The sequence below is a fragment of the Candidatus Nomurabacteria bacterium genome, assembly GCA_023898425.1.
In the GTDB taxonomy this organism is placed as follows: Bacteria; Patescibacteriota; Patescibacteriia; order 2-12-FULL-60-25; family 2-12-FULL-60-25; genus HK-STAS-PATE-2.
The window spans coordinates 317260-343215 of record CP060222.1 but is presented as its reverse complement, the minus strand read 5'-3'; the positions used below and the strand labels follow the sequence as shown (position 1 = coordinate 343215).

The window sequence follows — 25956 nt, the reverse complement described above, 5'->3', positions numbered from 1 at the left end:
TTGGTGAGTTATCCACAATCCAAACCCACCTTCTCCCCTCTTTTGTTTCTTCTTGCATTGCCATCGCCTTGCCGCGCCCCTAAGATCCAAATATATGAGCTCGATTGAAAAACTGACTCCCCATAATATAGAAGCGGAACAGTCTTTTTTAGGATCTCTGCTTCTCGACAAAGACGCCATGGTCAAGGTAGCTGATCAACTCACTCCTGATGACTTTTACCTCGACAAACATCGTCGTGTCTTTGAAGCGATGCTTGATTTGTATCGCCGTTCGATGCCTATCGATCTGCTTTCTTTGGGTAATCGTCTCACGGACAAAGGCGAACTCGAAGGTATTGGTGGACGCGCTGAGCTCATGAGTCTCGCAAATGCCACACCGACCGCAGCTCATGTCGTGCATTACGCAGAAATCATTCAAAAGAAATCGACCTTGCGCCGCCTGCTAGTTGCCGCACAAGAAATCACCGCTCTTGGATATGATACTGCCGAAGATGTAGAGGTCTTGCTTGATACAGCAGAAAGCAAACTCTTTAATGTTTCGCAAAAGTTTCTCAAACGTTCGTTTACAATTATTCGTGACGTTCTAACAGATGCTTTTGATCGTATTGATGAGCTTCATCGCGAAAAAGGAAAGTTACGCGGTGTGCCTTCTGGCTATAACGATCTCGATAATATTCTTGGTGGTTTGCAAAAAAGCGATCTCGTGATTCTCGCTGCTCGTCCTGCTTGTGGTAAAACATCTTTTGCCCTTGATATTGCTCGTCATGCTGCCGTTAAACATAAAGTGCCCGTAGGTCTCTTTTCGCTCGAAATGTCTAAGGAACAACTTGTTGATCGTATGCTTTGTTCTGAGGCAAACGTTGATCTTTGGCGTATGCGTACGGGTCGTCTACAAGAAGGTGGCGAACACGATGAATTCTCTCGTATCGGTCACGCTCTCGGTATTTTGTCAGAAGCGCCTATCTATATTGATGATTCTGCGTCAGCAAATATCATGGAGATTCGAACCAAGTGCCGCCGTTTGCAAATGGAACATGGCCTCGGTATGGTAGTGATCGATTACTTGCAGCTCATGGAATCGCGTGGCAAATCATCAGATAATCGTGTGAACGAAGTTGCTGAGATTACGCGTGGTCTTAAATCACTTGCTCGTGAGCTCAATGTACCGGTACTTGCCCTCTCGCAGCTATCACGTTCTGTAGAACTGCAGAAGCCTGCTATCCCTCGTCTTGCTCACTTGCGTGAATCTGGTTCGATTGAGCAGGATGCCGATATTGTTCTCTTTATCTATCGTAAGGCCGCTGACAAAAACTACCGTCCAGAAGAGCTTTCGCCAGAAGAACTCAATACCGCCGAGATCCATATCGCCAAACACCGTAATGGTCCAACTGGTATGGTAAAACTCTACTTTGACGCCGCACGTGCTAGCTTTAAAAATATCTCCAAAGACCAGTTTGGCGGTGCCCCTCAACAAAATCCCCCACCTTCTGATGGTCAATCGTCGCAGAATCCATCAAACCCGATGGTCGGCACTGGCGTTCCTTTCTAAAACCCTTTACCCTATAGCCCTATGTTCAACAAACTCAAACAGATCAACGATCTTCGTTCCAAAGCAAAAGTCCTCCAAGAATCCCTTAGCAAAGAATTTGTTACCGGCACTTCTGGTTGGGGTGACAAAGTAAAAATCACAATTAATGGCACACAAGAAGTGACCAATGTCGAAATCGACGCTTCTGCCATGGATGACCGTGAAAAACTTCAATCAATGGTGAAAGATGCCGCAAACGACGCCATGAAGAATCTCCAAAAGACGATGGCAACCAAGCTCAAAGATATGGGTGGAATGGATCTCGCCAATGAACTTGGTGATTTGATGAAACAATAATCAATGTCCCTACCTGAGCCATTACGGCAAGCTGCAGCCGCCTTCGACAGCCTCCCCGGCGTTGGTCCGAGGGCGGCTTTGCGTTATGCCTATTGGCTCGTGAACCAACCAAAAAACGTCGTCGACCAATTCTCACGCGCTCTCACCCAGCTCGCCGAGCGCATGCATCTCTGTGATACGTGTGGAATGTGGTCCGAATCCTCCCCTTGCAGCATTTGCTCTGACTCACGCCGTGATCAATCCGTGCTTTGTGTTATCGCGACCAGCCCAGATATTCGTGTAATCGAAGACGCAGGTATCTTTAAAGGACGCTATCTCGTTCTTGGTGGCACCATCGACCCTATCGAAGGTCGCACACCTGAAACGCTTAATATCGCCAAACTCATCAATCGCCTCTCTCATGCAGATTCACCTATCAAAGAAGTGATTCTCGCCTTAGACGCAAATATCCCTGGTGATGTAACCGCGATGTATTTGAAAAAGCACTTGAGCTCGATGAATGTGCGCGTTACACGTCTCGCACGTGGCTTACCGACGGGTGCAGCACTTGAATATGCGGATGCGCATACGTTAAATGACGCGTTTCAGCATAGGAGTGAATCATAGACTTTACCCTCCCTGCGCTTTGCTGGGGTATCCCTTTCCACTTCGTGGACAGGGAAAAAGAAGTCAGCCTTATGGGCTGATTTTTTGTTACCACATCTCTTCCCGTGGCTTCATCTTTAGATACTCTTCAATACGTCTTTTTGTCGCTGGTGAAATATCAACCGGCAAATGATCGAAAGCAAAAAACTTCGCCTCCTTCACTTCTCCACCTCCCTTTGGCTCAAAAACCGAGGTCTTCACTTCAAAAAGTACGATGTGATCATTCTTATACTCACCAAAATTTGAATGGGTAGCGAGCAAGTTCAAAGCACCATCATAAACAAAACCCACCTCTTCTTTAAGCTCACGACGCACTACATCTTGCAGCGTCTCACCACGACCAACTCCCCCACCGGGTAAATACCAATTCTTTAGATACGAATGATTCACCAATAAAACACTCTTCCCGTCCGTAACGATAGCGCGAGCACCGATAGTGATCGGGCGACGAATCCACCAATAGAGACGACGGAAGGTGTTGGCGATTTTGTACAACATAGACCAAGGCTAGCATGCAAAACAATAAAGAAAAATCCCACCAAAAGGTGGGATTTTGACTACTCTTTGATCGATGCAATGATGCCGTCGATATCACTTGTGTATGGATATCCTTTGCTAAAATTTACATCCATCACATAACTACCTTTTCTGGTGCTGATGTAGAAAATTCGTGTCGTATCACATCCAGGACCATCACAAGCAGAAATAAATTCTTTTACGAGAGGATTTTTTGTGTCAACAAACGTTTCTTCTCCTGAGAAGTGAATCTGACCTTCGCCAAGCTCACGAATATCTAACTGAATACCTTCGACAAATTCACCAGCCATTGGTTTAGCTGATCCTCCACCAGCAAGAAAGAGTGTGCCAGGCTTGCTTGTGAGACGAAGGTTCTTTTGACCTGAGTAAAACCCGTCATCTACCAAAGCCACCGTATAATCCTCTGGATACTGCAATGAAAAGTCCCATTGGTAATCCTTGTATTCAACGATTCCCGCATCACAATCACCTTTGCATGGCGTGGTTGCTTCTTCAGCAGCAGTAACCTCTTCAGTCTTAACAGGCTCTTGTTTTATTTGTTGCTCAACGACAACAAGACGATTAGAGATCGTGCTAAGCGTGTTATTCGTGTTCATTTGCATGAAACCAAGGCCTACGATACCGAGCAGGATAACCATCGCGATGGTGATAAGAGAAAAGTGTTTGCCGTCCATAATTTTTTTTAAATGATAAGTAAGTACTGATACTAACGTACCATATTATAGTACATGACACCATGTACAGCCTAGGTAATAATAAACAAAAACCCCTCCGATCGGAGGGTTTTTGAACCCCTGTCATCCCGAGCAACGTCGAGGGATTACGCGATCTTTGTGATTTTCACTTCTGTGAAGTGTTGGCGGTAGCCATTACGACGTACGTAGCGGCTTTTTGCTTTGTATTTAACAACTTCGATTTTTGGATGACGTGCATGACGAATAACTTCTGCTGTCACCTTTTCGCCAAGTGATGGCGTACCGAGATTGAGGTTATCGCCCTCAGCGGTAAGGAGTGTCTCAAAAGAAACGGGCTTGCCTGCTTCTGTTTCGAGCTTTTCGATTTTGATGACGTCGCCCTCGCTTACGAGGTATTGTTTGCCGCCAGTAGAGATAACTGCAATCATAGAATTTTTGGGATTGGCCGTATAATAGCGGTTTTGAGCCCGGCTGTCAATAAAAGAGCTCTTGGCTAAGGTTTGCCCTAAAAACACTAGAATAGTAATAAATTACCTACTAATCTTATCTGCAGTACTGAATTTCAATACATCTGTAAATACGGGCTAATACCTGCAGCTATGTTTCCCTACGCTCTTTCACCATTGGCTTGATAACAACAACATTAAACAAGCTATCTTAGCTCGTTTAATGTTGTCTTTGTCCCCTCTTCAAGTTTTAGCTCGGTCGCCCTCCCTGCATTGAGTTCTAGCACCATGTCTGCCATTTCTTTTGACTGATGCGTAGGTATCGATACCAGACTTGGTTTTTGCAATGTCACCAAGTCCACTACTCGACCCTCTCTTAAAAAGACAATATCTAATGGAAACTGCATTTCTTTCATCCAAAAGGTCTGCGTTTCTACATTTGGCATGATAAAGAGCATCCCTTCATCCTCTTCCATCTTTTTACGCCCACTTAATCCCCTCGTGATTGCTGATGGTGATTGTGCTATTTCTAGCTTTAGCGATTCACCATTGATCGTGACTTCTTTGTCATGCCTCATTTGTACGGATGCCGGTTTTGATGCATACCAGGTACCGATACAGATAATGATTGCTATTGATACAATACTTGTCGTTTGTAATAATTTTTTGCTCATAGTGATTTTTGTCTTTGCTTATAACTTGCATCTGCCCAAGCAGAAAGTCCTGCGGTCACAGCACACAAAAAGATAAACAGAAGGGCCTTACCTCGAGTTTGCACAAAAAGCCCCGCAGCACCTGCAAGAGCCGTTAACGACCACAACAGATAGACCGCGTGTCGTTTATCAAGTCCTGCCTTAATAAGCTTGTGGTGCAAGTGAGAATCATCGCCCTTAAATAGAGAAACGCCTCGCCTTAATCTTCCAAATAGGACAAAAAAGAGATCGGCGATTGGTAAGCCAAGTACCATAAGTGCCGTAGCAAGCTTTGCACCACTTAATATCGCGAGTGAACCAAGCAAAAAACCAGCGAGCGTACTCCCAGATTCACCTAAAAATTGTTTTGCTGGGTTTACGTTATGAGGCAAGAAACCGATAAAGGCACCACAGACAACCGCGGCAAGGATTGCCATACTCGGCTGGTAATAACGTTGCGTTAGCGACAAGGCAATAATAAGTGATGCGCCAATAACGACTTGGCCCGTAACAAGACCATCAAGACCATCCATAACTTTCGTGGCATAGGTCACGCCTAATAACCAAAAAAATGCCAGAAGACTCGGTAATAATGCTATCCCACCAACAACGAGATACTCTAACGAAATAGAACCGCCAATAGGATTCGTGATATATTGAATAGATAGCCCAAAAAATACAGCAATAGCACTCGCAGCAACCGGAAAGATGATTTGATACTTAGCCGGCAAGTCATACCGGTCATCAAGTGCACCACCGATCAATAGGATGACCATCGCTATCATTAACCCGGTTATAGACCAATGCGGAACATTTACAAAAAGCGACAAAGCCCCAAATGCTATCAAAATAATAAGACCTATCCCCAGCCCTCCTAAGAGGGGCGTTGGTACGGTATGGATTTTGCGCCCACCCTTTGGATAATCTATCGCTTCAATACGACGAGCGAATCGCTGTGTTGCAAAAGCCAACGACCAAGACAAAAGCGCGCTCGCACCTCCCACGAGAGCTAGAATCAAATAAAGGGTTTCGCGATTCATAGTCTTATCTAACCCTGCCATTTATCTACACGCAAGTGTCCACCCTCTTCGAGTACAAGCGTGTCTTTACGTGATACCTCACCACGAAGTAATACGTCCGCAATTTCTGTTTCGACCTTATCTTGAATAAGACGTTTAAGCGGTCTTACGCCAAACTGCGGATCAAAGCCTTCGCGAGCGAGCCACTGCACTGCTTCGTCATCTGCTGTAAACCCAATACCCTTTGTCTGTAGGTTTTTTGCTAAGCGATTAATTTGAAGCCAGGTAATTTGTTCTACTTCGTCTAATGTAAGTGGACGGAATACAATCACCCCATCAAAACGATTTAAAAATTCTGGGCGATAGACGGTTTGTAATTCGCGTTCTAATAGTTCACGCTTAATAATATCCAGAGACTTTTCTTCTCTGACGGCTTGCTGAATATAACTTGCGCCAGCATTTGATGTAGCGATAATAATCGTATTTGTAAAATCTACCGTTCTACCAATACCATCCGTTAATCGACCATCATCAAGCACCTGTAAAAATAAGGAGAGTATATCTGGATGTGCTTTTTCGAGCTCATCAAGCAAGACAATAGAAAAGGGTTGTTTTCGAATCGCCTCTGTTAAGAGTCCGCCTTTATTGTCGCCAGGAGCTCCAATGAGACGAGAGACCGATGAGGCGAGTTGATATTCGGACATATCAAGACGTACTAAAAACGCTTCATCACCAATATATTCTGAGGCTAATGCTTTTGCGAGCTCGGTTTTACCTATACCTGTAGGTCCTAAGAATAAGAATGTTGCCATTGGACGACGCGCCTCACGCACATCAACACGTGCACGACGCATCGCTTGAGATACGGCTTTTACCGCCTCTCCTTGTCCAATTACACGTTTCTTTAAACGGTCCTCTAAACCGAGAAGCTTTTCTTTTTCGTTTGAGTTGATTGATTCTACAGGAATGCGCGTCTTTTCGTGGATGATTTGCGCGATATCTTCTTCAGTAACAAGGGCACCTGTACTGCGTTTGCGTTGCACAGAAGAAGCCGCCTCCGTCATAAGCTGAAGCGCGCTTTTAGGTAAACGTACATCTTTGATATAGCGCTTTGCTGAAGTATAGGCCTGCTCTAAGGCGCCGTAGGTAAAAAAGACTTGAGTTTTATATTCTATACCACCTGCTTTTGCCATTAATAACTCCATAACTTCTGCTTGTTCTGGCTCGGCTAATAGAAGCTTACTCATTTGTGCGCTGAGCGCATTTGGCTCAATAATCTCGGTCCAGGCACCAGGCGTTGTCGTCGCGAGCAACATTAAACGCCCTTGTGATAGATCAGAAGCCAAGATATCTGCAAGATCTATGCCATTTGTAGACGCACGTAATAACGCATCAATTTGTTGTAAAACAAGCAAAATATTGCCAGAGCTTTCTGCTTCTCGAATAAGCTCTAGCAATCGTTGCGGCGCATATGCAGGATCACCCCCCGCAAGAACATGCGCAACATCCACAACAACCATTCTCTTATCAAATAAAACAGCTGGCACATCTTCGATGACCATTCTTTGAGCGAGGCCTTCGACAAGCGCTCGTTTGCCAATACCCGCATCAGCGATAATCGTCATCGCGCGATGACCGCTTTCAAAACCTCTTAATAGCTGATCCATGTCCTTGTCTCTTCCAATGAGCGGAAAGAGATAATCATGACGTGCAGAGCGCGTTAAATCTTCACCATACTGATCCAAGAGTGGCGTTGCATGTGCAAGCATTGCACGATCCATTGATGCATCTGGCTTTAATTGCGCGAGCTGCTGAAAAGCGCGATGATCTTCGATAAGTTGCTCTTGTAATCGTAACCAATGAGCTACTTGCGAAAGTCTTTCAGGAGGAACACCTACAACATCTAATGCATCTCGAATCGAACCATCAACCTCTACCGCAGCTTGAAATAGATCTAATACACCAATCGTGCGTCGTTGATTTTCTCTGGCAAAAAGATAGGCGCGTAGTAAAACCTCACGTGTATTGTCCGACAAAACAGGCTTTCCATGATCCGCGTATTCTATACGCGCCAATAACTGACTGAGTTGCGCCTTCCAAGCTTCAAACGTTGTGCCGAGACGAGATAGAAGCGTGCCGCCCTGCGAAGAAGTGAGTGCCGCTGCAAATACATGTATCGGCGAGAGAAATGCACGCTCTTGCTTTGAGGATAAGTCATAGGCGAGCTGTAATATTTGCCAACCGCTCGTATCGAGGTATTGCGAAACCTCTCGGATATAGGGCGTTGCCGGAATATTTACTGCAAGCGGTGGGATGAGCTTTTGCGTATCAGACCACGTCACTGCACGGAAGACTAACAACAACGAGGCAATTAGCACACCACAGAACAAAAAACCAAACGTCGATCCAGAAACAATGAGACCTAATGAAAAAAGTGTTGACGGCATTGCCAATACCCAAACAAGGCCAATAAGACAAGCAAAAATACTTAATACAATCAATGCGACACTTATTTTTCGAGCAATAGCTTGAACGCGCCTTGTTGCAAAGAGTGATGGCTCAATAGCCTTTGACCAAACAAGTTGCTCAGTATTATCAACGAGCAATGCAAACTTTGCCCCTTGGCAATGCTGACAAAGGCTCCCTACTTCATCGGTAGGACAGTTTTCGCAAGGAATGTGTTGAATATCCATAGATCAAATTCGAATAAAGCCAAGTGCCGCCATACTATTTAAAACGAGCAATGCAACGACGAAAGCAGGGACAAAAAACCAGAGCAAGATGACAATAAAGTAGAGTAATATCGTGAAAAACAGTACGAACAATCTCCACAACAAAACAAGAAAACGCATCACCACACTTATCGCTCTACCCGTAAAATCATATTGACCATACATTGGCTGAAATAAGTGCTTGGACCAAGAACGTACTGCAAGCGAACGCCAACGAAACGAAAGTCGTTGTTGTGACCATGCAAGAATGCGCGTAAGCCCATCCGAATACCACCAAAAAAACGTTTTTGGTATAACGCCAAATAACTCTGAAAGAATAATACCGAAAGAAGATGTAAGTGGCGCTGACATACGCTGATTATAACAATAATCCTCCCTACACGCTATGAGGGAGGATTATCTCGGTGATTACGATTGTAACTACCGGCATGAGGGCGCCACTATCAATGAACAGTGACAAACTCATGCCCGAAGTTACCGTGCGACAGCTACACCTTCACGATTGATATCAACAAATTCCATACGTTCTGCAGCAACATACCCAAGACCGCTTACACGTGACTCAATGCTTCGAATAGCGCGCTTTTGCGCGACCTGGTCTTCAAGTGAAGCCACGGTCATACGCAAGCGATCGAGACGATATTCTTCATCACGTAAAGCAAATCCTTTTGTTGCTGTGTGATTCATCTGAAACACGTAAGAGACCATACCAATAACAGAAAGCCCAATGAGTAAATATACCCATGAACGTTCTGCAACATGCGCGAGACGCTTACCTAAAGGCAATGCTAAACCAAGCGCTTGCTGTGGCGAGCGTAGGCTATAGGCGTAATGCGCACGTGTATTTTGTATCATAGTGAAGGTTCGTTTTTTGATGCGATACGCAGCTTTGCACTACGTGAACGCGGGTTTTCGGTGAGTTCTTGCTCACCTGGTGTCAAAGGTCTTTTGTAGAGATTTGACCATTTTTCTTCATCTTTGAGCGCGAGTTTTACTACGCGATCTTCGATGGAGTGAAAGGAGATGATCGCCAAACGGCCATTAGGGGCGAGAATGCTATAAGCACTCTCGATAGCCTGTTTTAGCGACTGAATCTCATCATTAACTGCCATGCGTAAGGCCTGAAAGGTTCTTGTAGCTGGGTGAATGCGACCTTGTTCATAATTGGCTGGGACAGCAGCTTTGATAATCCCCGCGAGCTCAATCGTACGAGTAATGCGGGACACGCGACGCGCGTCGGCAATAGCCGTAGCAATTCTGAAGGCGAACTTTTCTTCGCCAAAGTTGCGGATCATTTCAGTTAACTCTGTCACCTTCCACGTATTTACAATGTCTGCAGCAGTTAAGCCGTCTTCATTTGCTTTTGGACCAAGCCTCATATCGAGTGGACCTTCGAGCTGAAAAGACAGACCTTTTTTCGGATCTGAGATCTCATCAGAGGAGAAACCGAGATCTAACAGAATACCGTCTACCGAGTTCACACCTCTTTCACGTAGGCTATCTGCCATGGCGCGAAAGTTTGCTTCTATCCCCTGCCATCGGTCGCCGTATTCAGTGAGCGTCTCCTTTGCTCTCAAAAGAGCTTGTGGATCAACATCAAACGAATAGACACGACCTGTTGGTGCTGAACGCTTTAACAACTCACGCGTATGCGTGGCGCCACCAAGAGTACCGTCAACATAGACACCGCCATCATGTGGTTCGAGGCCAAGCATGGTTTCCTCGAGCATCACAGCGATATGGATGGATTGGCTCATACTCCTAGATCGGTTAATCGTTCTGCAATGGCATTACCTTGCTCTTCGGTTTGACGAGCATAGGCTTCGTAAGCATCTTCGTCCCAAATTTCGAGACGATTATACAAACCAGCAACAACAACGTTTTTCTGCAACCCTGAATAGGTACGCAGATATTCTGGCAATAATACGCGACCCGCTTTATCGATTTCTGCTTCCATTGCACCGGCTAGCATCAAACGTGCAAAAGCACGAGTATCAGCCTGACCAAGTGGAAGCGCAGCAAGTTTTGCAGCAAGCACTTCCCATTCCTGTTTAGGATAAAGAAAGAGACTGCGATCTAAACCACGAGTGACGACGACACCCTCCGCGAGGGCAGCACGAAACTTCGCCGGAATAGACATTCGGCCTTTTTCATCGAGACTATGATGAAATTCTCCGATAAACATGCGCGTATAATTCGTGTTTTGAAATGTTCCCACTTCATCCCACGTATTCCCATTTTATACCACTTTGCTCCTTTTGTACAAAAAGCGTCACGAACAAAAAACCCGCTACCTTAGCGAGTTATTGCGTTCTGTTCTTGTTCTTGTGTATAAGTTATCTCCCACTTTTGCATTTAAACTCCCCAATCAGTGGTACATGATCACTAATATCTTGAGTATCACGCGAACGAACTTTGTGATTTTTTGCCATTAGTAAGCTTGAATAAAAGAAATAATCCGTCGTTCTATCGAGCTTAAAAAGATCCTTACGATTTGGAGCATAAGTATACCAGCGCTTTTTTTGCTTCCCTCTCGTTTCGCTCTTTTTTGGCAATAGAGCAAATGATTTTGTGAGATAATGGAGTTCTGTATGTGGGTTATAATACTCTGCTTGGTCATCTGCTAAAGATGCTCTCGCCTGGTCATTAGGTAGCAAATTGAAATCACCTCCAATGACCCACGGAATTTTTTGATCTGTCCTCTCTGTCAGCAAAGCTTTAATTTCTTTAACCTGTTTTGCCATCGTATTTGATCCCTGCGCATAAGCATCTAAATGCGTATTCATAACAGAAAAATGGCCGCCATCTGCGAAAGGAATACGCGCTTCTAATACACAACGCTTTAAATAAAATAGTCTAACGATCCAGAGTGCCGGCTTGATACTAAGCTGATATCGTTTCGCCTCATTGATCGAATATTTTGAAAAAATAACAAGCTTCATTCTCCACGGTCTCAAGATATGACGATGTGGATGAAATCCAGACTTTATGTAATAAGCAGAAGTGCGATACGGGTACTCTTTGAGCTTTTCTGCTAATTCTTCTTCTTGATCATGCATGCGTGTCCGCGAAGAACGTTCGTCAACTTCTTGCAGAAGCAAAATATCTGGGTCTTCAGCTTTAACAATTTTTACGAGATGGTTTTTATTACGTCGTAGCTCTGACTCTTCTACGGTAATACGCTTACCCTCGTTTAGCGGAAGATCAAAAAATAGACGTGATTTCTCCCACCAAAGAATTCTTGATTCCACGTCATGATTTTTAACACTTTACCCTTTGGAAGTTTTTTTTCTTTTGCATCAGATATAATTGCGCAATCTTCTACAGTTTTTGGATGATAGGAAAAGAAATACAAATAGAGTGCTAAAACAACAAGAAGCACCGCCATTGTTCCGAGCGTCCAACACAAAAAGAGCGATACCGCGATCATGCCGACAGTATACACTATTTACGCTTCGTTTTGGTAGATGATTTTTTACCAATAAATGCGGCGCTCCTTACTTTACGATGAAACGTAATAGCAAAACGATGCGATTCATCACGTACTTGCGTCAACAAATCAATATGCGGTTCTAATAATGTACATAAACTTGGACTCCGATCTGAGCAGATAAGATCCGTACGTTTACGCTCTGGCCCTTTTGCCATCCCAACAACAGGCACCTGTACGCCAAGTTCACGAACCACCTCCTCTACAGCATGCACTTGAGGCTTGCCACCATCAATCAATAATAGTTGCGGAAGCGGCCATTCGTCATGCTTTAAACGACGTGTAAGCACTTCTTTTAACGAACCAACGTCATTGGAACCCTCTACAGTTTTGATTTTAAACTTACGATACTGCGCTTTAGCAGGTGCGCCATTTTGAAAGACCACCATACTCGCCACTTGTGATGTGCCACTAATATGCGAAATATCATATCCTTCAATACGTCCATAAATATCAATCTCCCCTTCTGAACGCTTAATGGTACGCGCTTCAGGCTCATCACGCATAAGAAGTGCGATATCTTGTATATGTTCTAACGAGAAAAGTTGATTACGAATCTTTGCTGCCTCTTCAAACCTTTCTGCTTTGGCGAGCTTTGTCATTTCTTTGGTCAAACCTTTTACAATGTCTTCTTTTTTGCCTTCAAAAAACTTTATCAGATGACGTATGGTTGCTTTATACGTCTTTGCATCAATTTTACGAATGCATACGCCGGGACAACGACCTATTTGATAATCAAAACAGGCCTTCGCAACCCCTACCCCCTGCCCCCTTCCCACATTTGTGGAAGGGGGTTTTGGTGGCACACAAGTCGACCACGGAAAAACCTTACGCACCAAATCCAACGCCACGCGCAATGAGCGCGCTGAAAGATACGGTCCAAAAATGGCCAGCGAAGTTTTTTCTTCTTCTGGAAGTAGATCCGTTGCGCGCTTAAGAATTGGTCGTGGATATTCTTCATCCGTAATGACCAAATACATAAAGCTCTTATTGTCTTTTAGTAAGACATTGTACTTAGGCCAATAGTGTTTAATGAGGTTTGCTTCAAGAATCAATGCCTCAATCGCTGTGCCTTTTTCGATATAATCAATCTCACGCACCAGCGGTGTCATTTCTTGAATGAATGGCCCGTGTGGACGATCAAAGTGCTGTTGTACACGTCGCTTTAGATTTACCGCTTTGCCCACATACAAAACCTTCCCACGCTGATCTTTCATGAGATAAACACCTGGAGTATCAGGCAGAGCATCATTTTTGATGCGGATGTCAGAAGGTATCATATGAGGCTTTACCCTCCCCTGCGCTTCGCTGGGGTATCCCTTTCACTTCGTGAAAGGGAGGAAGTGGATTGTTCCTTACGTTTATCTCAAAAGAGATGAACGGATAAAAAATATATTCGGCTAACCTAATCCCCTTTTTCACGAAGTGAAAGAGGTGCCGCGCGACGAGCGTCGGCGGAGAAAGCGTTTACTTTTTACTCACCTTTCCCATTATCCAATAGGACAAAGGAACAAAAACATAAGGTGTTGCCCAAAGAAATGCCGTCATTGCAAGCTCTGTACCCTTAAAAACGCTGTCACTTCCTGTTACTAATTGATAGATGCTAACAATCCACAATGCAGGCAATACAACTAATAGCTTTACCATTGATGTAAAAGCCTCAAAGCCAATAGCAAATGCCTCTGACACCGGCAAACCAGGCGCTGCTTTATTGACGTAAATAACGACATTAAAGATCGCAAAAATCAAAACCAATAAAAGCCATATTCCTGCGCTATAAAGCCATTTTTGCGTATTGGTGAGTGTCTTTTTCGTTATTTCTTGTGTCATATGCATTTAGTATAGCGTAAAATTAGTAATTACGGAGCTTAGCGCTTCTTTAACACCTCTTTCAAATACTTACCCGTCCAGCTTTTTGGATTCTTGGCGACGTCTTCTGGTGTGCCTTGAGCGACAATGGTGCCGCCTTTGTCACCACCTTCTGGGCCCATATCAATAATCCAATCGGCATTTTTAATGACGTCGAGATTATGCTCGATAATTACAACCGTATTACCGCGCGAAACAAGACGATGAAGCACCTCGAGCAACTTACGAATATCTTCAAAGTGAAGACCCGTTGTTGGCTCATCGAGAAGATAGAATGTTCTGCCCGTATCACGTTTTGCGAGTTCACTAGAAAGCTTAATGCGCTGTGCCTCTCCACCAGAGAGCGTGGTTGCACTTTGACCAAGCTTTAGATATCCCAAACCCACTTCTTCGAGGATTTTCGTACGGTCATGAATCACAGGGATATCACGGAAGAATTTACTCGCCTCTTCGATCGTCATATTGAGCACGTCAGAAATATTCTTCTCACGATACGTCACCTCAAGCGTCTCACGATTAAAGCGCTTGCCCTTACACACATCACAAGGCACATACACCGTTGGCAAAAAGTGCATCTCAATCGCGATTTGTCCATTACCTTCACAATGCTCACAACGACCACCCGCGACATTAAAAGAGAAACGCCCTACTTTATAACCGCGAATACGCGCCTCAGGCGTGAGCGAATAAAGCTCACGCACATGATTCCAGATACCCGTATAGGTCGCTGGATTCGAACGCGGAGTTCGTCCGATAGCGCTTTGATCCACATCAACAACTTTATCAATCCAATCTAGTCCTTCGATACCTCCGTGTGCACCTGGTTTTGTTGTGGCGCCATTAAGATGTTTGGCGAGTTCGCGATACATCACATCAATAAGCAAGGTAGATTTACCAGAACCTGATACACCCGTTACACACACCATGCGACCAAGAGGGATCTTGGCATTCACATTCTTCAAGTTATTTTCTGTTGCTTTCTTTACTTCTAAAAATGCCTTACCCGCTGGACGACGTTTGTGTGGATAGCTGATCGTTTTATCGCCACGTAAATAGGCACATGTTAAGCTATCTTTATTTTGCAAGACGCCTGGCATAGCACCTTCGGCAACAATTTCACCACCATGAACACCAGCACCTGGACCAATATCCACCAAATGATCTGCTGCATGAATCGTGTCTTCATCATGTTCAACAACGATAATAGTATTGCCAAGATCACGTAGCTTGATGAGCGTATCGATCAAGCGTTTATTATCACGTTGATGCAAGCCAATGGTTGGCTCATCTAACACGTACAAAGCACCCACAAGATGCGAACCAATTTGCGAGGCTAAACGAATACGCTGTGCCTCTCCACCAGAAAGTGTCCCTGCGGTGCGATTGAGCGTGAGATATTCTAAACCAACATCCAATAAAAAAGAGAGGCGCGAAATCACCTCGCGCAATACTGGCTCGGCAATGGCCATTGCTGTTGGATCAAGAGACAATTTCAAAAAGAAATCCGCCGCTTCATTAATAGGAAGATTTGTTACTTCGACAATGCTCTTGCCATCAATCCAGACAAAGAGGCCCTCTTTACGCAAACGCGCGCCGTCACATTCTGAACATTTTTCGTCAGAAAAAAGCGACTCTGTGCCAATACCATTACATGTCTGACAAGCACCATAAGGTGAGTTAAACGAAAATAAACGCGGCTCGATTTCTGGAAAAGCAAAACCATCGTCTGGACAAGAAAATTTTGCCGACATCATCACTTCGGTTGAGTCATCCATAATAACCGTCACGGTTCCATTAGCACGATCTAGCGCAGATTCCATTGCTTCGCTCAAACGTGATTGCAAGCCTTTATTGTTGGCGATTGGCCATCCAAGCGGGATGCGATCCGTTACTACCTCAATGGTATGACGGTCATAACGCTCAAGATCAATCGGTTGACGAAGACTATGCCACTTACCATTAACACGCACTTCACTAAAACCCGATTCAAAAAGATCTTGAAGAAGTTGATGGTATTCGCCTTTACGTCCACGAACAACTGGTGCAAGAATCACTAACTCATTGGTGAGTTTTGCATTCTTTGCACTTTTCTTTGGTTTTGCATCACCGATGGCTGTGGTAGCAGCCCCTGCATGGATCTCATCTGTTTTCTTTAGGATGCGATCAACCATTTCATCAACCGTCATCTTTTGAATCGGCTTTTGGCAAACCGGACAATGCGGCTTACCTGCACGTGCATAAAGCACACGTAGATAATCGTAGATTTCGGTAATCGTTGCCACCGTAGAACGAGGGTTTGCTGAGTGCGCTTTTTGATCAATCGAAATAGCTGGTGATAAACCCTCGATCTCATCAACATCAGGCTTATCCATTTGCCCCAAAAATTGACGGGCATATGCCGACAAAGACTCCACATAACGGCGTTGACCTTCGGCAAAGATCGTATCAAAAGCCAAAGAGGACTTTCCTGAACCAGAAAGTCCCGTAAATACGGTCATTTTGTGACGTGGGATCTCAAGAGAGATATTCTTAAGATTGTGTTCGCGAGCACCGCGAATGATGATTTTGTCTTGCATAACGCAGAAAGCCGCCCTTTTTCTGAGCGATAGGCCGAGTATAGGCTAACTCCCCTATTCTATCAACCGACAATATGAAAGAATACCTATCTATGGAAATTCAAGACCTTCCCAAAATAACTGCTTCAAAACAGGACTTTAGTTGTCCCTTTTTTACGGTGCGTCATGACTCTTTGCAACATCCTGGTGATGGGAGTTCTGAGTACTACGTTATTGAGTTTCCAACGGTCGCAGCTGTTATTGCAGAGCATGAGGGTGAATTTTTATTCGTCTCACAATACCGCCACCCTATTAGAGAACGTACCGTTGAATTTCCAATGGGACGCGTTGATGAACATGAGCTTATAGAAGAAGCCGCAAATCGCGAATTACAAGAAGAATCCGGCTTTCGTGCTAATAGTCTTACTCGCCTCTTTACGCTTGTGTCATTTGTTGGACAGGCTGATCATCATATTGAGTTCTTTCTTGCAAAAGATCTTGTCGAATCAACAAAACAAGCTGATCCGGGTGAATACAACCTCACGACACAATGGATGAGCCCCGAAGAAATTGATGACGCTATCACTCAAGGCATCATCAACCACTCTGAAACAATAGCCGCTTGGTACAAGTTCAAACTTACACAAAAATAAAACCCACCAATTGGTGGGTTTTATTTTACTTACGAATTTCTCCCGTATACACAGCTTCAAACGCTGAACCTTTGATATTTTTTAATTGGTTGAGTTCGTCATCATTCCAGCGATCGTCTGTTGCTCCTTGAAAGTACCAAGGCGAGCCATTGTCTGCGACAATCAAGCCGTATTCTTTCATGGCTTGAGCAACAATTTTTGCCGAACCTGTTAAACCAGAAATGTCATAATCTTTTTTCAAACGTAGACGCAATCCCATCGGTGGCAAATTCGCATCATTTGATCCTGCGTGATGTGTTGCTGGCAAAATGTGCCCTGCCTGACTTCTTGGTACGGTAACACGAATAGCGTGAGTGATTTTACCTGCTGCTATTTCGTCATAACGCACCAGACCGTTAAAAATTGGAAGACCTGCTGCATCAGCACTTGTCCAACCCTCTGGCCGTAATGCACCCGTTCTCAAATCCCACTTTGCGCCTGAGTCAGCATTCCAGCCCGTTGTTGTTTTTACTGCTGCGTAGAGCTCATAAAGCATACAAGCGTCTTTATCTACAACGAGCACATGTCGATCGCTCCCACCTTCTACACGTGCATTTGGTGGGATCGGAAATGGACCAGCATCACTCTCATCGCCATACGCCGTGTAGTTTATGGCGACCTTAGGCGTATTTGCATCAACCGTTGTATAAGGGATGCCATAGCTCTGATTTTCTCCAAAGTCTGGATGTAACGATGCAGAAGACCCTATCGCATTAATATAGGTCGCGGATTTTTCATGCACCGTTAAACCGTCGACGCGCTGATTCCAGGCATTACTCGCAGGAAAGACGGGACATCCTTTAAACATTGTGCTCATCGTAACGGGAGCAGGTGGTTCTGGATTTGGAATGCCCTTATACCATTGATAGAGCGTCTTAACGGCAAGTTGATCGTCTAAGACATAATCTGATGAAGAGTAGACCGGCTCACCTACCGAATAGTTCACAAAAAAAGCATCTGCAAGATCATGGACTTTTTTTGCCCAATCATCTCCATACAGTTCTTGTGCAACACCCTCGGTACCCAACCAATGCAATACACCCTGCTTAGCAACGACGTAGACTTTTGGATCACTTTCGATCTTTACAAGTTGCGTACCTGGTCGATACGCGATATTGCCTCCAATTTGATACGAAGCCAATTCGCCATCTGTTACGAGCTGTACAGTTGAAAAATCGATATACCAACTCTTATAGATACGTTCATTTGGAAAGACATAACGCTTACCATCCAATACATAATAAACAGCGCTATTATTTGGACTTTTAATGAGGACATCCTGAAGCGCCGCCTTTACCGGGAAAAATGGCAGAACCGACAGAAAAAGAGAAAAAAGGCTTATCTTGGCAATTATTTGCTGTATAGAGCGAGACATATACCTATATAATAACATATCTTGCATTGTTAACAGAGCGCTAGACAAAAATACTATAATATGCTAGCCTTTGGCGGCGTACCTTTTTACGCTGGAGGATAGGATGCTACAGACAACCGTAAACAAAAACAGCTACCCCGCTCTCGTGTCGATCTCGGAGTACGAGACGAGAGGCTACGTCATGGTCTTCGCCTGCACCAAGACAGGCCTAATGCTACCGCTAGATGCAAGCGGCAAGATCTCGGCCTCTCATCCGTTTCTCTCTGCAGAAATCGGCCCCATCAATTGCCTCAACGGGGACGAGTACACCGAGATCCTGAACAAGCGGGTTCGAGCGATCGCACGAGCGATCATCGAGAAGTCCTCGCTTCAAGAGGTCCACGTGCCGCGCAAGGGCCAAATGGCCAGCGCCGCCGCCATGACCAAGCTAAAGAAGCGCGACAAGAACATGAAGATCTACCAGATCATGCTTCTGCGAGCTGAGGTCGAAGAGGTACCCGACTACATCCACGTGCCCTATGAGGGACTCTCGAAGAACGAGCGGCTCTGCCCGATCATGAAGGATATCATCGAACAGCTCGAACACTTCGAATGCTTCGAAGACTTCGCCTCGAGAATTGAGGACGAAGAAGACTGAACTGAAGCGCTCACGCGCCTTGACCCTCGACTAACCTCGAGGGTCTTTCATTTTTTTTACTATTCACTTACTGATACTGAGCGATGATAATCCATAAACTGCACCACTGCTTCATCAAGTCGCACATCACGATTTGTAACCGGCTTCGTTAATGACAAGCCCTCTAAACTTCGACAACGACTAAGCGCAACATAGGCCTGCCCCGAAGCAAAAGCTCCTTGTCCAAAATCCACTACCACATGATCAAAGGTTTTGCCCTGACTTTTATGAATGGTTACTGCCCATGCCAACCTCAATGGTAATTGTGTAAAACTCCCAACAGCCTCTTGCTCGATAGTTTTTGTCTCATCATTGAGGACGCTTTGATAGAGGCTCCACGTATGTGGACCTACTGCCACGGTCTGACCATCATCTAATCTTACAAGCACAAAAGATGTGCCTTGCTCATCAGTGTCAAAACCTTCGACCCAGCCCAAGCTTCCGTTTACAAAACGACCAAGCGGATCATTTGCGATACACATCACACGCGCTTGTTTTTTTAATAGCAAAACTGAGTCTGTTGGTGTCTCATGGCGTTCAAAATCACCATTCAATAAACCATCAAACGACTTCTCTTCACCTTTGAGTTTTTTTAAGCGCGTTGTGTTGATGGTGTCCGCATCCACATTGCGTGTAGTGAGTGTAATCGCGTCTTTGGGAAGTGTTGCTCCAACTACGGCATTGAGCTCTTGCATGTCGTTCTTTGTAGCAGAACGATGACGAATACCATTTAGTAGATGAATAAATCTTTCATCTTTTTGGCGATAGATTTTTGTAAGTTCGATTAAACAAAACGCTTCGGCATCAAAAATCTGTCCCATGACTTGTGAAGAAAAAAAGTATGGCGTTGGATAAACAGCACCAAACGCTTCACGATCTCGTGTGGTTACCACGGGTGGAAGCTGATACATATCCCCCACCACAACCATCCGAACACCACCAAAAGGACGCTTGTCATTGCGTGCTATTCGCAAAAAAACGTCCATACAATCCATAAGATCGGCGCGCACCATCGAGATCTCATCAATAATGATGAGATTGATTTTGCGAAATATCCCCACACTTGAACGCGTCTTTGCTTCTACCTTAGCTTTCTCTGGGGTGACATTTGGTGAAAATCCAAAAAAACGATGGATCGTTTGCCCGCCAACGTTTAATGCGGCGATCCCCGTAGGTGCAAGTACCGGTACAAACTCAGGCGTTTCTAAAAGAAATTGCTGTAATAATGTACTTTTACCCGTCCCTGCTCGACCGGTAATCATGGTAAAGGCTCCTCCGTGATGCAATTGCTCAAGCGCTTCTTCAAAGGCTTCTGTGCGTTCGAGTTTCATTGGCAAGAGGATACCTGCCCGCTATCCGAAGGTAAAGGTATACGCCTCTAGGCCCGCCTCTGGAACAATGAGCTCAAGATCATGGGACTCGTTTTTACCTGTTGAACGAAAGAGTGAATAGAGACGTTCTTCTTGTACTCGAAGATAGCTTTTGCCATCACGAAAGAAAATATCTTCACCGGCTTGTTGTTCAGTTAATGACTTTCCATCAAGTAACACTTCTACATCTTGTCCTTCGGCACTTGCGGCGACGAAATAAACTTCTGACGCATCAAAACGATAAGCAATTTGACTTTGCGTTGCTGAACTTACGGCAAAATCCGGCTGGATATCCCACGTACCACCAAGCGACAAGGCATTAAGCTTAAGAGGCTTCGTAATAACTCCATTTGCGATACCACTCACACCCGTAGGCGATGTAATGAGAGTACGATTACGCGCTGATCCAAAATACGTTTCTGGACTTCGTGAATTAAGAACATCACTCTTATCAAGATCACTTACTTTCGCTTTTACTTTTAGTAATTCTTGGATCTTCATTTCTGTTTCTTCGTACTGACCTTCGCCGATATGGTCATAGACAATGTTTCCGTCTAAATCAATCAAATACTTACGCGGCCAATAGCTGTTTTGATAGGCATTCCACGTACCGTAATCATTATCCATGACAACAGGAAACGTAATACCGTATTTTTTCATTGCCTCAACCACATTCTCACGCTTCTTTTCAAAAGCAAACTCTGGCGTATGAATACCTACAATCACCAAACCCTGATCTTTGTATTTGTCATTCCAATCGTTGAGATACGGAAATGTACGAATGCAATTAATACAACTATAGGTCATGAAATCAACCAAAATCACTTTCTTGCCAATGAGATCTGCGATCTGAAAGGGTTCCGTGTTTACAAAACCTGAAGGATTCGCGATCTCACGATAGCGAGGATAATTTTTCATTGAAACCGGTTCATTATCTGAAGCCTTTTCTTGTGGTAACGCTTTTTCTAAAAGCTTTTGTTCGACGTTTGTGATATTGAAGTATCCCTTCTCAAGTAAGTAAGCTTGTAGTTTTTATCAGTGCCTGTCAGTATAAAAACACCAACAATAAGAAAGAGAATACCTAAACCACGCTTAAACCACCCGTTTGGATCAGCCGCCCATGCAGCACCACGCGTAAACTTTTGCCCAAGCAAACTAACGAGAAACAATACCAAGCTCAAACCAAGCGCGTAGGCAATGAGATACAATGTTCCTTCTGCCAAGCTCCTCGGTAATACTGTTGCCAAGATAAGAAAATACGTTGGCGAACAACTAGAAAACACCGGTCCTAGCGACATACCAATTAATACATCTCCCCACCGAGAAGATTTTTGCGCAGACTCAGCAAGCAATTCTTCTGACTTAGCTGTAAGTTTAAATTTCAAACTAATACGATCCCAAGTAGAAGGAAAAACGCTTATTAGTCCAAATACGATAATAATGACGCCCGAAATAATACTCCATGTTTCTTGCGGAATATCAATAAACGCTGTACTAAACTTCAGTAATAACGTGAAAAGAACAATAGACATCGCTAGCGAAGCCGTTATCAGAAACGGGCTTCGTTTTTTTGTACCTTGCGCTGCTCCTCCAATAATGATCGGCAGCAATGGGAGTACACACGGCGCAAGCACCGTAAGTACACCAGCGATAAACGAAATGAGGAGCAGCGCCATAGAGTTATTTATTTAACGTTTTTCACGACATCGCTTAGCGAAGGGCTACCGCTCCATTTTGTGATCTGATTGCCCTGTGCATCAACCTGAACAAAGGTATGTTGATAGGTTACGCCATACTTCTTTTTCAAATCTGTGGCTGTATCATAGTCAACTTTAAGAATCGTTGTGTTGTATGGGATATCACCCAAGCGCGACACAATATCTGCATCTACCGCTTTACACGAAGGGCACCAGCTCGCCTTAAAAAACAAGACAACTTTTCCATCATTTGCAAGATCGAGTTTATCAGCTGAGTAGTCTTCATAGGTACCTTTGCGCATCATAACGCCTTCTGCCTCTTTCATCATGGATTCATCCTTCATTACACCATCTTGTTTCATGGCATCGTCCTGCTTCATAGCATCACTTTCATCTTTCATCATTGAATCACCTGTTTCTTTCATGACGCTATCATCTTTTTCTTGCATCATCGCTTCATCCTGCTGCATGACTGAGGTATCATTGTTAGGTGTATCTTGACCAGGAAGTCCGCAACCAGCGCCTGCTAATACCAATAGAAGAGCAAGACCCATCAAACCAGAAAATGTTTTTGTCATAATGTGAAGAAAATTAATTGTAAACCTTACTTTACATTCTACGCGAATCAAAAAAGATGTAAAGCTCTCTTTACATCTTTTTTGTGGATAACTAGCAATGCTTTTCTAAGGCGATACGAGAAATTAATTTACTCAATACCATAACAATCAATACCATGAGCAGCCACGGATCTAATTGATGTTGTAGTGATTGATAGATAATGGCACCAACGAGCACGGCACACCCAGAGAGAAAACCAAATCGTCCGGCCATCAAGCGATGATGCATGTCGCGCTCATCACCATCAGACTCACGCCAGATGAATGCAGAAAAAACAACAAAGGCTACGATAAAGCCTACAAGTACCATACTCATAAACATCGTGGGCATCCAAATTGCTTGCAATGGATTCAAAAATAACAATGTTAATCCAACAAGAAAGACAGAGAGGGCAATCTCTAAAACAAAAGGCTTATTTTTCATAGACAATAGTAAAGATATCATGAACAGACTTCTTAAAACATTTAGCAACCTTTAATGCTAATAAGACCGAAGGAGTGTAATTACCCTTTTCGATCGCAATAACGGTTTGACGACTAATGTCGAGTTTTTCGGCTAGCTCTTGCTGAGTCCACCCACTGGAGAGTCTCAGCTCGCTTACCGTATTCACAACAGACTCCTTCATATGTTAAGGAAGGCTAGCAAGACACAATAATTATGTAAAGCAAACTTTACTTTACATGATTCTTTAAAACCCGCTAAGATCCAGAAGGAGGCATCCTCATGAATATTGCTCAGTTGTACGAAATTGTATCGAGTAAGTACGTTTTTCATCGCGATACGTACCCAGCGCTCAAAGACATCAACGCAGGAGAGCCTTCGCACCGTGCCTTTGCTCTCAATCATGCGCTTTTACACACCATGAAGCAGGTGGGAAAACTTGCCACGATCGCCGAAGCCTTTGATCACACCAATACATTCGACGACAATGCCAAGGCGATGATTCGCGAGGCATCAGCAAAACTCATTGTTAACGCCATCCAATTCGCCGCTCATTTTGACATCGATCCCGCAAGTTTAGAGACCGCTATCCAAGAATCCCTAAGCTAACTCAACCATAAACAACAGCTGATAGACCGCTTACCAAGTGGTCTATTTTATTTAACGCGTTTAAACGTATACACACGTTTCAAGAGATTTTCTGACAACGTTAATATATCTCCTTCAATACGAAATTTAAGACCCACCGCAAGATCTTGAATCAAAACACCTTCAACCTCACTAGATAAGCCAGCGCAATACATTAGTGTTGAAACAAGCTCATCTGCAACAAGAACATCTTCGATAAGACCGTAGTTACCCCCTATCGTATTGCAAATCTTGCCACTAATGACACCCTCTTCAAAAGTAAATCTCCAACTCTGTGCAGAAACATCTTGCACAACCATTTTGCTTTTTTGAAACGTATCCATTTGCCATGTGCCTTCAATACCATCATTTTGCGCAGCGGGCTGCTGTACAGGATTATTTTGTGACGGAACAACAGGCGCTTTAGCCACCTGACATCCTGCGCCCGTCAACAAAAGTAAAGCAAATAAAGCAAGGGATTTTTTCATGAGTAGTGAGGCAAGAGAATAAGAATTTCTTAACTATAGCAAATTAACCGCTCTTTATCTGCCTTTGTCATCTTTTTTATCTCTGCTTCACGTTTGCGTGCTGCGGTAGCCGTTTTATGCTCTTCTGCGTAAACAAGCTCGACAGGACCACGTCCACGCGTATATTTTGCTCCTGTCCCATCATTATGTTTCTTCATACGTGTGTCGAGATTATTCGTCATTCCGCAATACAAAGAACCATCACGACAACGCAATAAATAAACAAACCAAAGTGAACTACCCTCGCCCCTTCTGAACCCCCCTGCCCCCACGCTTGTGGGGGTTCTTATAGACTTCATAGAAACATCTTAACGCTTCTTTGGTGGATTCGCGATAGCGATAGATTTTAACGCCCACACCTTTGCTAGTTCATGATCTTCGAGCGCTTCTTCTGGCAATGACCAATAGTTTAACGTGGCTACTTCGCCATCTTTCATTGGGTAGGAAAAAACTATACTCCCAGCTTCTTTGAATTCTTCTTTTAATGCTTCATCTGCCTTTAAGTAAAGCGTTCCGTCATCAATTATCGCAAAGAATCTTCCAGCAGAATACAAACCGTAGGCGCCAAACATTCGGCGATGCGTTAAAGCTGGTAAACCAGCAAGTAGATCGTTGATAACGAAATCTACGAAGGGACTTAGTTGAGACATAGACCTATGATTCTTGATATACGATCGTTCGTAATGTCTCTGACTTCATTGAACACGTATGTAAATTTGGCAATGTTTTGAGCGGGATAAGAACATTCTTTATAGGCGAATGCAAGATTTTTCGCATCCCGTAACGTGACTTGCGTTGCAATAATGACGAAGCCATCAAACTTTGATCCCAAGGACAATAAATATTCGTGAGAGACAGTGTTCCTAATGTTAATCGATCAATAACAAGGTCATGCTTAACACGTTTTTCATGCTCAATATCAGCCTGCACAAAATAGATATTTTTGACGGTTTCTGGAATGCCGAGCGTATTCATCATCTCCAATACATAACGACATCCTAATGAATGACAAACAATGGTTTCAATAACATTATCTTCTAAGAAAGAATAAAGCTGCTGTAATCGTTCTAGCTCAAGAATGCGTTGCTCTTCTTCTCGATACAGCGCAAGTAAGGGCAATCCCATCATTATTTGAGATAGCGAAAAATACCGCTCTATCCCCCAACGAAATACCTTCACTTCACCGCGATCCACTCCGTTCTTAAAAGCAGTAAAACCAGCATCTGCAGGCATCGCTGAACGAAATACCGAAAACGTCGCCTCAGTGGCAAAACCGGGGATTAGAGCGATATTCGGTAACGTTTTCTCCATAGATCAATCCTAGCGCTCTCCAGCAGAATAGTAAAACCCCGCTCTATGCGGGGTTTT

Annotated in this window: 31 protein-coding genes and 1 pseudogene; 6 read left to right on the top strand and 26 right to left on the bottom strand. The window is 44.1% G+C overall.

The features are described 5' to 3' along the window. The first annotated feature begins 94 nt into the window (after positions 1–94). Genes dnaB through recR form a run of 3 tightly spaced genes read left to right on the top strand, consistent with a single transcriptional unit; the run spans position 95 to position 2491 of the window. A complete protein-coding gene (gene dnaB, locus H6759_01995) occupies positions 95–1549 on the top strand; it encodes a replicative DNA helicase (GenBank protein ID USN52819.1) in 1455 nt (484 codons plus the stop codon). Positions 1550–1570: 21 nt separating this feature from the next. Beyond that, positions 1571–1885: a YbaB/EbfC family nucleoid-associated protein gene (locus H6759_01990; protein ID USN52818.1), complete on the top strand. Its 315-nt coding sequence runs from the start codon at positions 1571–1573 to the stop codon at positions 1883–1885. 3 nt (positions 1886–1888) lie between these two features. Beyond that, a complete protein-coding gene (recR, locus tag H6759_01985; protein ID USN52817.1) occupies positions 1889–2491 on the top strand; it encodes a recombination protein RecR in 603 nt (200 codons plus the stop codon). Between the two features lie 87 nt (positions 2492–2578). Here recR and H6759_01980 read toward each other — a convergent pair whose 3' ends face one another. The 15 genes from H6759_01980 to uvrA form a co-directional block, all read right to left on the bottom strand. Next, on the bottom strand, positions 2579–3028 hold the full coding sequence (locus tag H6759_01980) for an NUDIX domain-containing protein (protein USN52816.1): 450 nt from the start codon (positions 3026–3028) through the stop codon (positions 2579–2581). A 59-nt stretch (positions 3029–3087) separates the two neighbouring features. Further along, on the bottom strand, positions 3088–3741 hold the full coding sequence (locus tag H6759_01975; GenBank protein ID USN52815.1) for a hypothetical protein: 654 nt from the start codon (positions 3739–3741) through the stop codon (positions 3088–3090). A gap of 146 nt (positions 3742–3887) precedes the next feature. Beyond that, complete coding sequence (gene rplU / locus H6759_01970) at positions 3888–4190, bottom strand: 50S ribosomal protein L21 (GenBank protein USN52814.1); 303 nt, start codon at positions 4188–4190, stop codon at positions 3888–3890. A gap of 224 nt (positions 4191–4414) precedes the next feature. Continuing rightward, positions 4415–4882, bottom strand: a complete 468-nt coding sequence (locus H6759_01965) for a DUF192 domain-containing protein (GenBank protein USN52813.1) — start codon at positions 4880–4882, stop codon at positions 4415–4417. Beyond that, on the bottom strand, positions 4879–5940 hold the full coding sequence (locus tag H6759_01960; GenBank protein ID USN52812.1) for an undecaprenyl/decaprenyl-phosphate alpha-N-acetylglucosaminyl 1-phosphate transferase: 1062 nt from the start codon (positions 5938–5940) through the stop codon (positions 4879–4881). Before H6759_01960 ends, H6759_01965 begins: the two co-directional genes overlap by 4 nt. Positions 5941–5948: 8 nt before the next feature. After that, positions 5949–8612 (bottom strand): ATP-dependent Clp protease ATP-binding subunit, encoded by a 2664-nt coding sequence (locus H6759_01955; GenBank protein USN52811.1) that lies wholly within the window; start codon positions 8610–8612, stop codon positions 5949–5951. 3 nt (positions 8613–8615) lie between these two features. After that, positions 8616–9002, bottom strand: coding sequence for a hypothetical protein (locus H6759_01950; protein USN52810.1), 387 nt, complete (start codon positions 9000–9002; stop codon positions 8616–8618). 123 nt (positions 9003–9125) lie between these two features. Next, on the bottom strand, positions 9126–9506 hold the full coding sequence (locus H6759_01945; protein USN52809.1) for a hypothetical protein: 381 nt from the start codon (positions 9504–9506) through the stop codon (positions 9126–9128). Next, entirely contained in the window at positions 9503–10408 is a 906-nt protein-coding gene (gene rsmH, locus H6759_01940; GenBank protein USN52808.1) for a 16S rRNA (cytosine(1402)-N(4))-methyltransferase RsmH, read from the bottom strand. The genes H6759_01945 and rsmH overlap by 4 nt, the downstream gene beginning before the upstream one ends. Next, a complete protein-coding gene (mraZ, locus tag H6759_01935; GenBank protein USN52807.1) occupies positions 10405–10836 on the bottom strand; it encodes a division/cell wall cluster transcriptional repressor MraZ in 432 nt (143 codons plus the stop codon). The genes rsmH and mraZ overlap by 4 nt, the downstream gene beginning before the upstream one ends. Positions 10837–10987: 151 nt before the next feature. Further along, positions 10988–11902 carry an endonuclease/exonuclease/phosphatase family protein gene (locus tag H6759_01930; protein ID USN52806.1) on the bottom strand — a complete coding sequence of 305 codons (915 nt, stop codon included), beginning with the start codon at positions 11900–11902 and terminating at the stop codon, positions 10988–10990. Beyond that, a complete protein-coding gene (locus tag H6759_01925; GenBank protein USN52805.1) occupies positions 11845–12081 on the bottom strand; it encodes a hypothetical protein in 237 nt (78 codons plus the stop codon). The genes H6759_01930 and H6759_01925 overlap by 58 nt, the downstream gene beginning before the upstream one ends. A 14-nt stretch (positions 12082–12095) precedes the next feature. After that, the gene (locus H6759_01920; protein ID USN52804.1) at positions 12096–13421 is read right to left on the bottom strand and encodes an excinuclease ABC subunit UvrC; all 1326 of its coding nucleotides are present in this window, start codon (positions 13419–13421) and stop codon (positions 12096–12098) included. 187 nt (positions 13422–13608) lie between these two features. Beyond that, positions 13609–13971, bottom strand: coding sequence for a hypothetical protein (locus tag H6759_01915; protein ID USN52803.1), 363 nt, complete (start codon positions 13969–13971; stop codon positions 13609–13611). Between the two features lie 38 nt (positions 13972–14009). Next, complete coding sequence (uvrA, locus tag H6759_01910) at positions 14010–16586, bottom strand: excinuclease ABC subunit UvrA (GenBank protein USN52802.1); 2577 nt, start codon at positions 16584–16586, stop codon at positions 14010–14012. Positions 16587–16660: 74 nt separating this feature from the next. Between uvrA and H6759_01905 the strand changes: the two genes are divergently transcribed. Continuing rightward, positions 16661–17218, top strand: coding sequence for an NUDIX hydrolase (locus tag H6759_01905; protein USN52801.1), 558 nt, complete (start codon positions 16661–16663; stop codon positions 17216–17218). A 25-nt stretch (positions 17219–17243) separates the two neighbouring features. Here H6759_01905 and H6759_01900 read toward each other — a convergent pair whose 3' ends face one another. Next, positions 17244–18632 carry a hypothetical protein gene (locus H6759_01900; protein USN52800.1) on the bottom strand — a complete coding sequence of 463 codons (1389 nt, stop codon included), beginning with the start codon at positions 18630–18632 and terminating at the stop codon, positions 17244–17246. A gap of 70 nt (positions 18633–18702) precedes the next feature. Between H6759_01900 and H6759_01895 the strand changes: the two genes are divergently transcribed. Continuing rightward, positions 18703–19269 carry a hypothetical protein gene (locus tag H6759_01895; protein USN52799.1) on the top strand — a complete coding sequence of 189 codons (567 nt, stop codon included), beginning with the start codon at positions 18703–18705 and terminating at the stop codon, positions 19267–19269. Positions 19270–19328: 59 nt separating this feature from the next. Here H6759_01895 and H6759_01890 read toward each other — a convergent pair whose 3' ends face one another. From H6759_01890 to H6759_01865, 6 genes and pseudogenes are all read right to left on the bottom strand, one after another. After that, positions 19329–20639: an AAA family ATPase gene (locus tag H6759_01890; protein USN52798.1), complete on the bottom strand. Its 1311-nt coding sequence runs from the start codon at positions 20637–20639 to the stop codon at positions 19329–19331. A 21-nt stretch (positions 20640–20660) separates the two neighbouring features. Beyond that, positions 20661–21596, bottom strand: coding sequence for a redoxin family protein (locus H6759_01885; GenBank protein ID USN53028.1), 936 nt, complete (start codon positions 21594–21596; stop codon positions 20661–20663). A gap of 75 nt (positions 21597–21671) precedes the next feature. Beyond that, positions 21672–22354, bottom strand: a pseudogene (locus H6759_01880) (sulfite exporter TauE/SafE family protein). Positions 22355–22362: 8 nt separating this feature from the next. Then, complete coding sequence (locus H6759_01875; protein ID USN52797.1) at positions 22363–22953, bottom strand: thioredoxin family protein; 591 nt, start codon at positions 22951–22953, stop codon at positions 22363–22365. A 91-nt stretch (positions 22954–23044) separates the two neighbouring features. Continuing rightward, positions 23045–23416 carry a hypothetical protein gene (locus H6759_01870; GenBank protein ID USN52796.1) on the bottom strand — a complete coding sequence of 124 codons (372 nt, stop codon included), beginning with the start codon at positions 23414–23416 and terminating at the stop codon, positions 23045–23047. Beyond that, the gene (locus H6759_01865; protein USN52795.1) at positions 23406–23618 is read right to left on the bottom strand and encodes a helix-turn-helix transcriptional regulator; all 213 of its coding nucleotides are present in this window, start codon (positions 23616–23618) and stop codon (positions 23406–23408) included. Before H6759_01865 ends, H6759_01870 begins: the two co-directional genes overlap by 11 nt. 98 nt (positions 23619–23716) lie before the next feature. Here H6759_01865 and H6759_01860 point away from each other — a divergent pair, with 98 nt between their 5' ends. Then, positions 23717–24043, top strand: coding sequence for a hypothetical protein (locus tag H6759_01860; GenBank protein USN52794.1), 327 nt, complete (start codon positions 23717–23719; stop codon positions 24041–24043). Positions 24044–24090: 47 nt separating this feature from the next. Here the strand turns inward: H6759_01860 and H6759_01855 are convergent, their stop codons facing one another. The 4 genes from H6759_01855 to H6759_01840 are packed head-to-tail and all read right to left on the bottom strand — an operon-like array spanning position 24091 to position 25899. Beyond that, positions 24091–24549, bottom strand: coding sequence for an META domain-containing protein (locus H6759_01855; protein USN52793.1), 459 nt, complete (start codon positions 24547–24549; stop codon positions 24091–24093). 29 nt (positions 24550–24578) lie between these two features. Continuing rightward, positions 24579–24887: a GIY-YIG nuclease family protein gene (locus H6759_01850; protein ID USN52792.1), complete on the bottom strand. Its 309-nt coding sequence runs from the start codon at positions 24885–24887 to the stop codon at positions 24579–24581. A gap of 9 nt (positions 24888–24896) precedes the next feature. Beyond that, positions 24897–25205, bottom strand: coding sequence for a TfoX/Sxy family protein (locus H6759_01845; protein USN53027.1), 309 nt, complete (start codon positions 25203–25205; stop codon positions 24897–24899). A gap of 37 nt (positions 25206–25242) precedes the next feature. Then, positions 25243–25899, bottom strand: coding sequence for a hypothetical protein (locus H6759_01840; GenBank protein USN52791.1), 657 nt, complete (start codon positions 25897–25899; stop codon positions 25243–25245). Between the last annotated feature and the right edge of the window lie 57 nt (positions 25900–25956).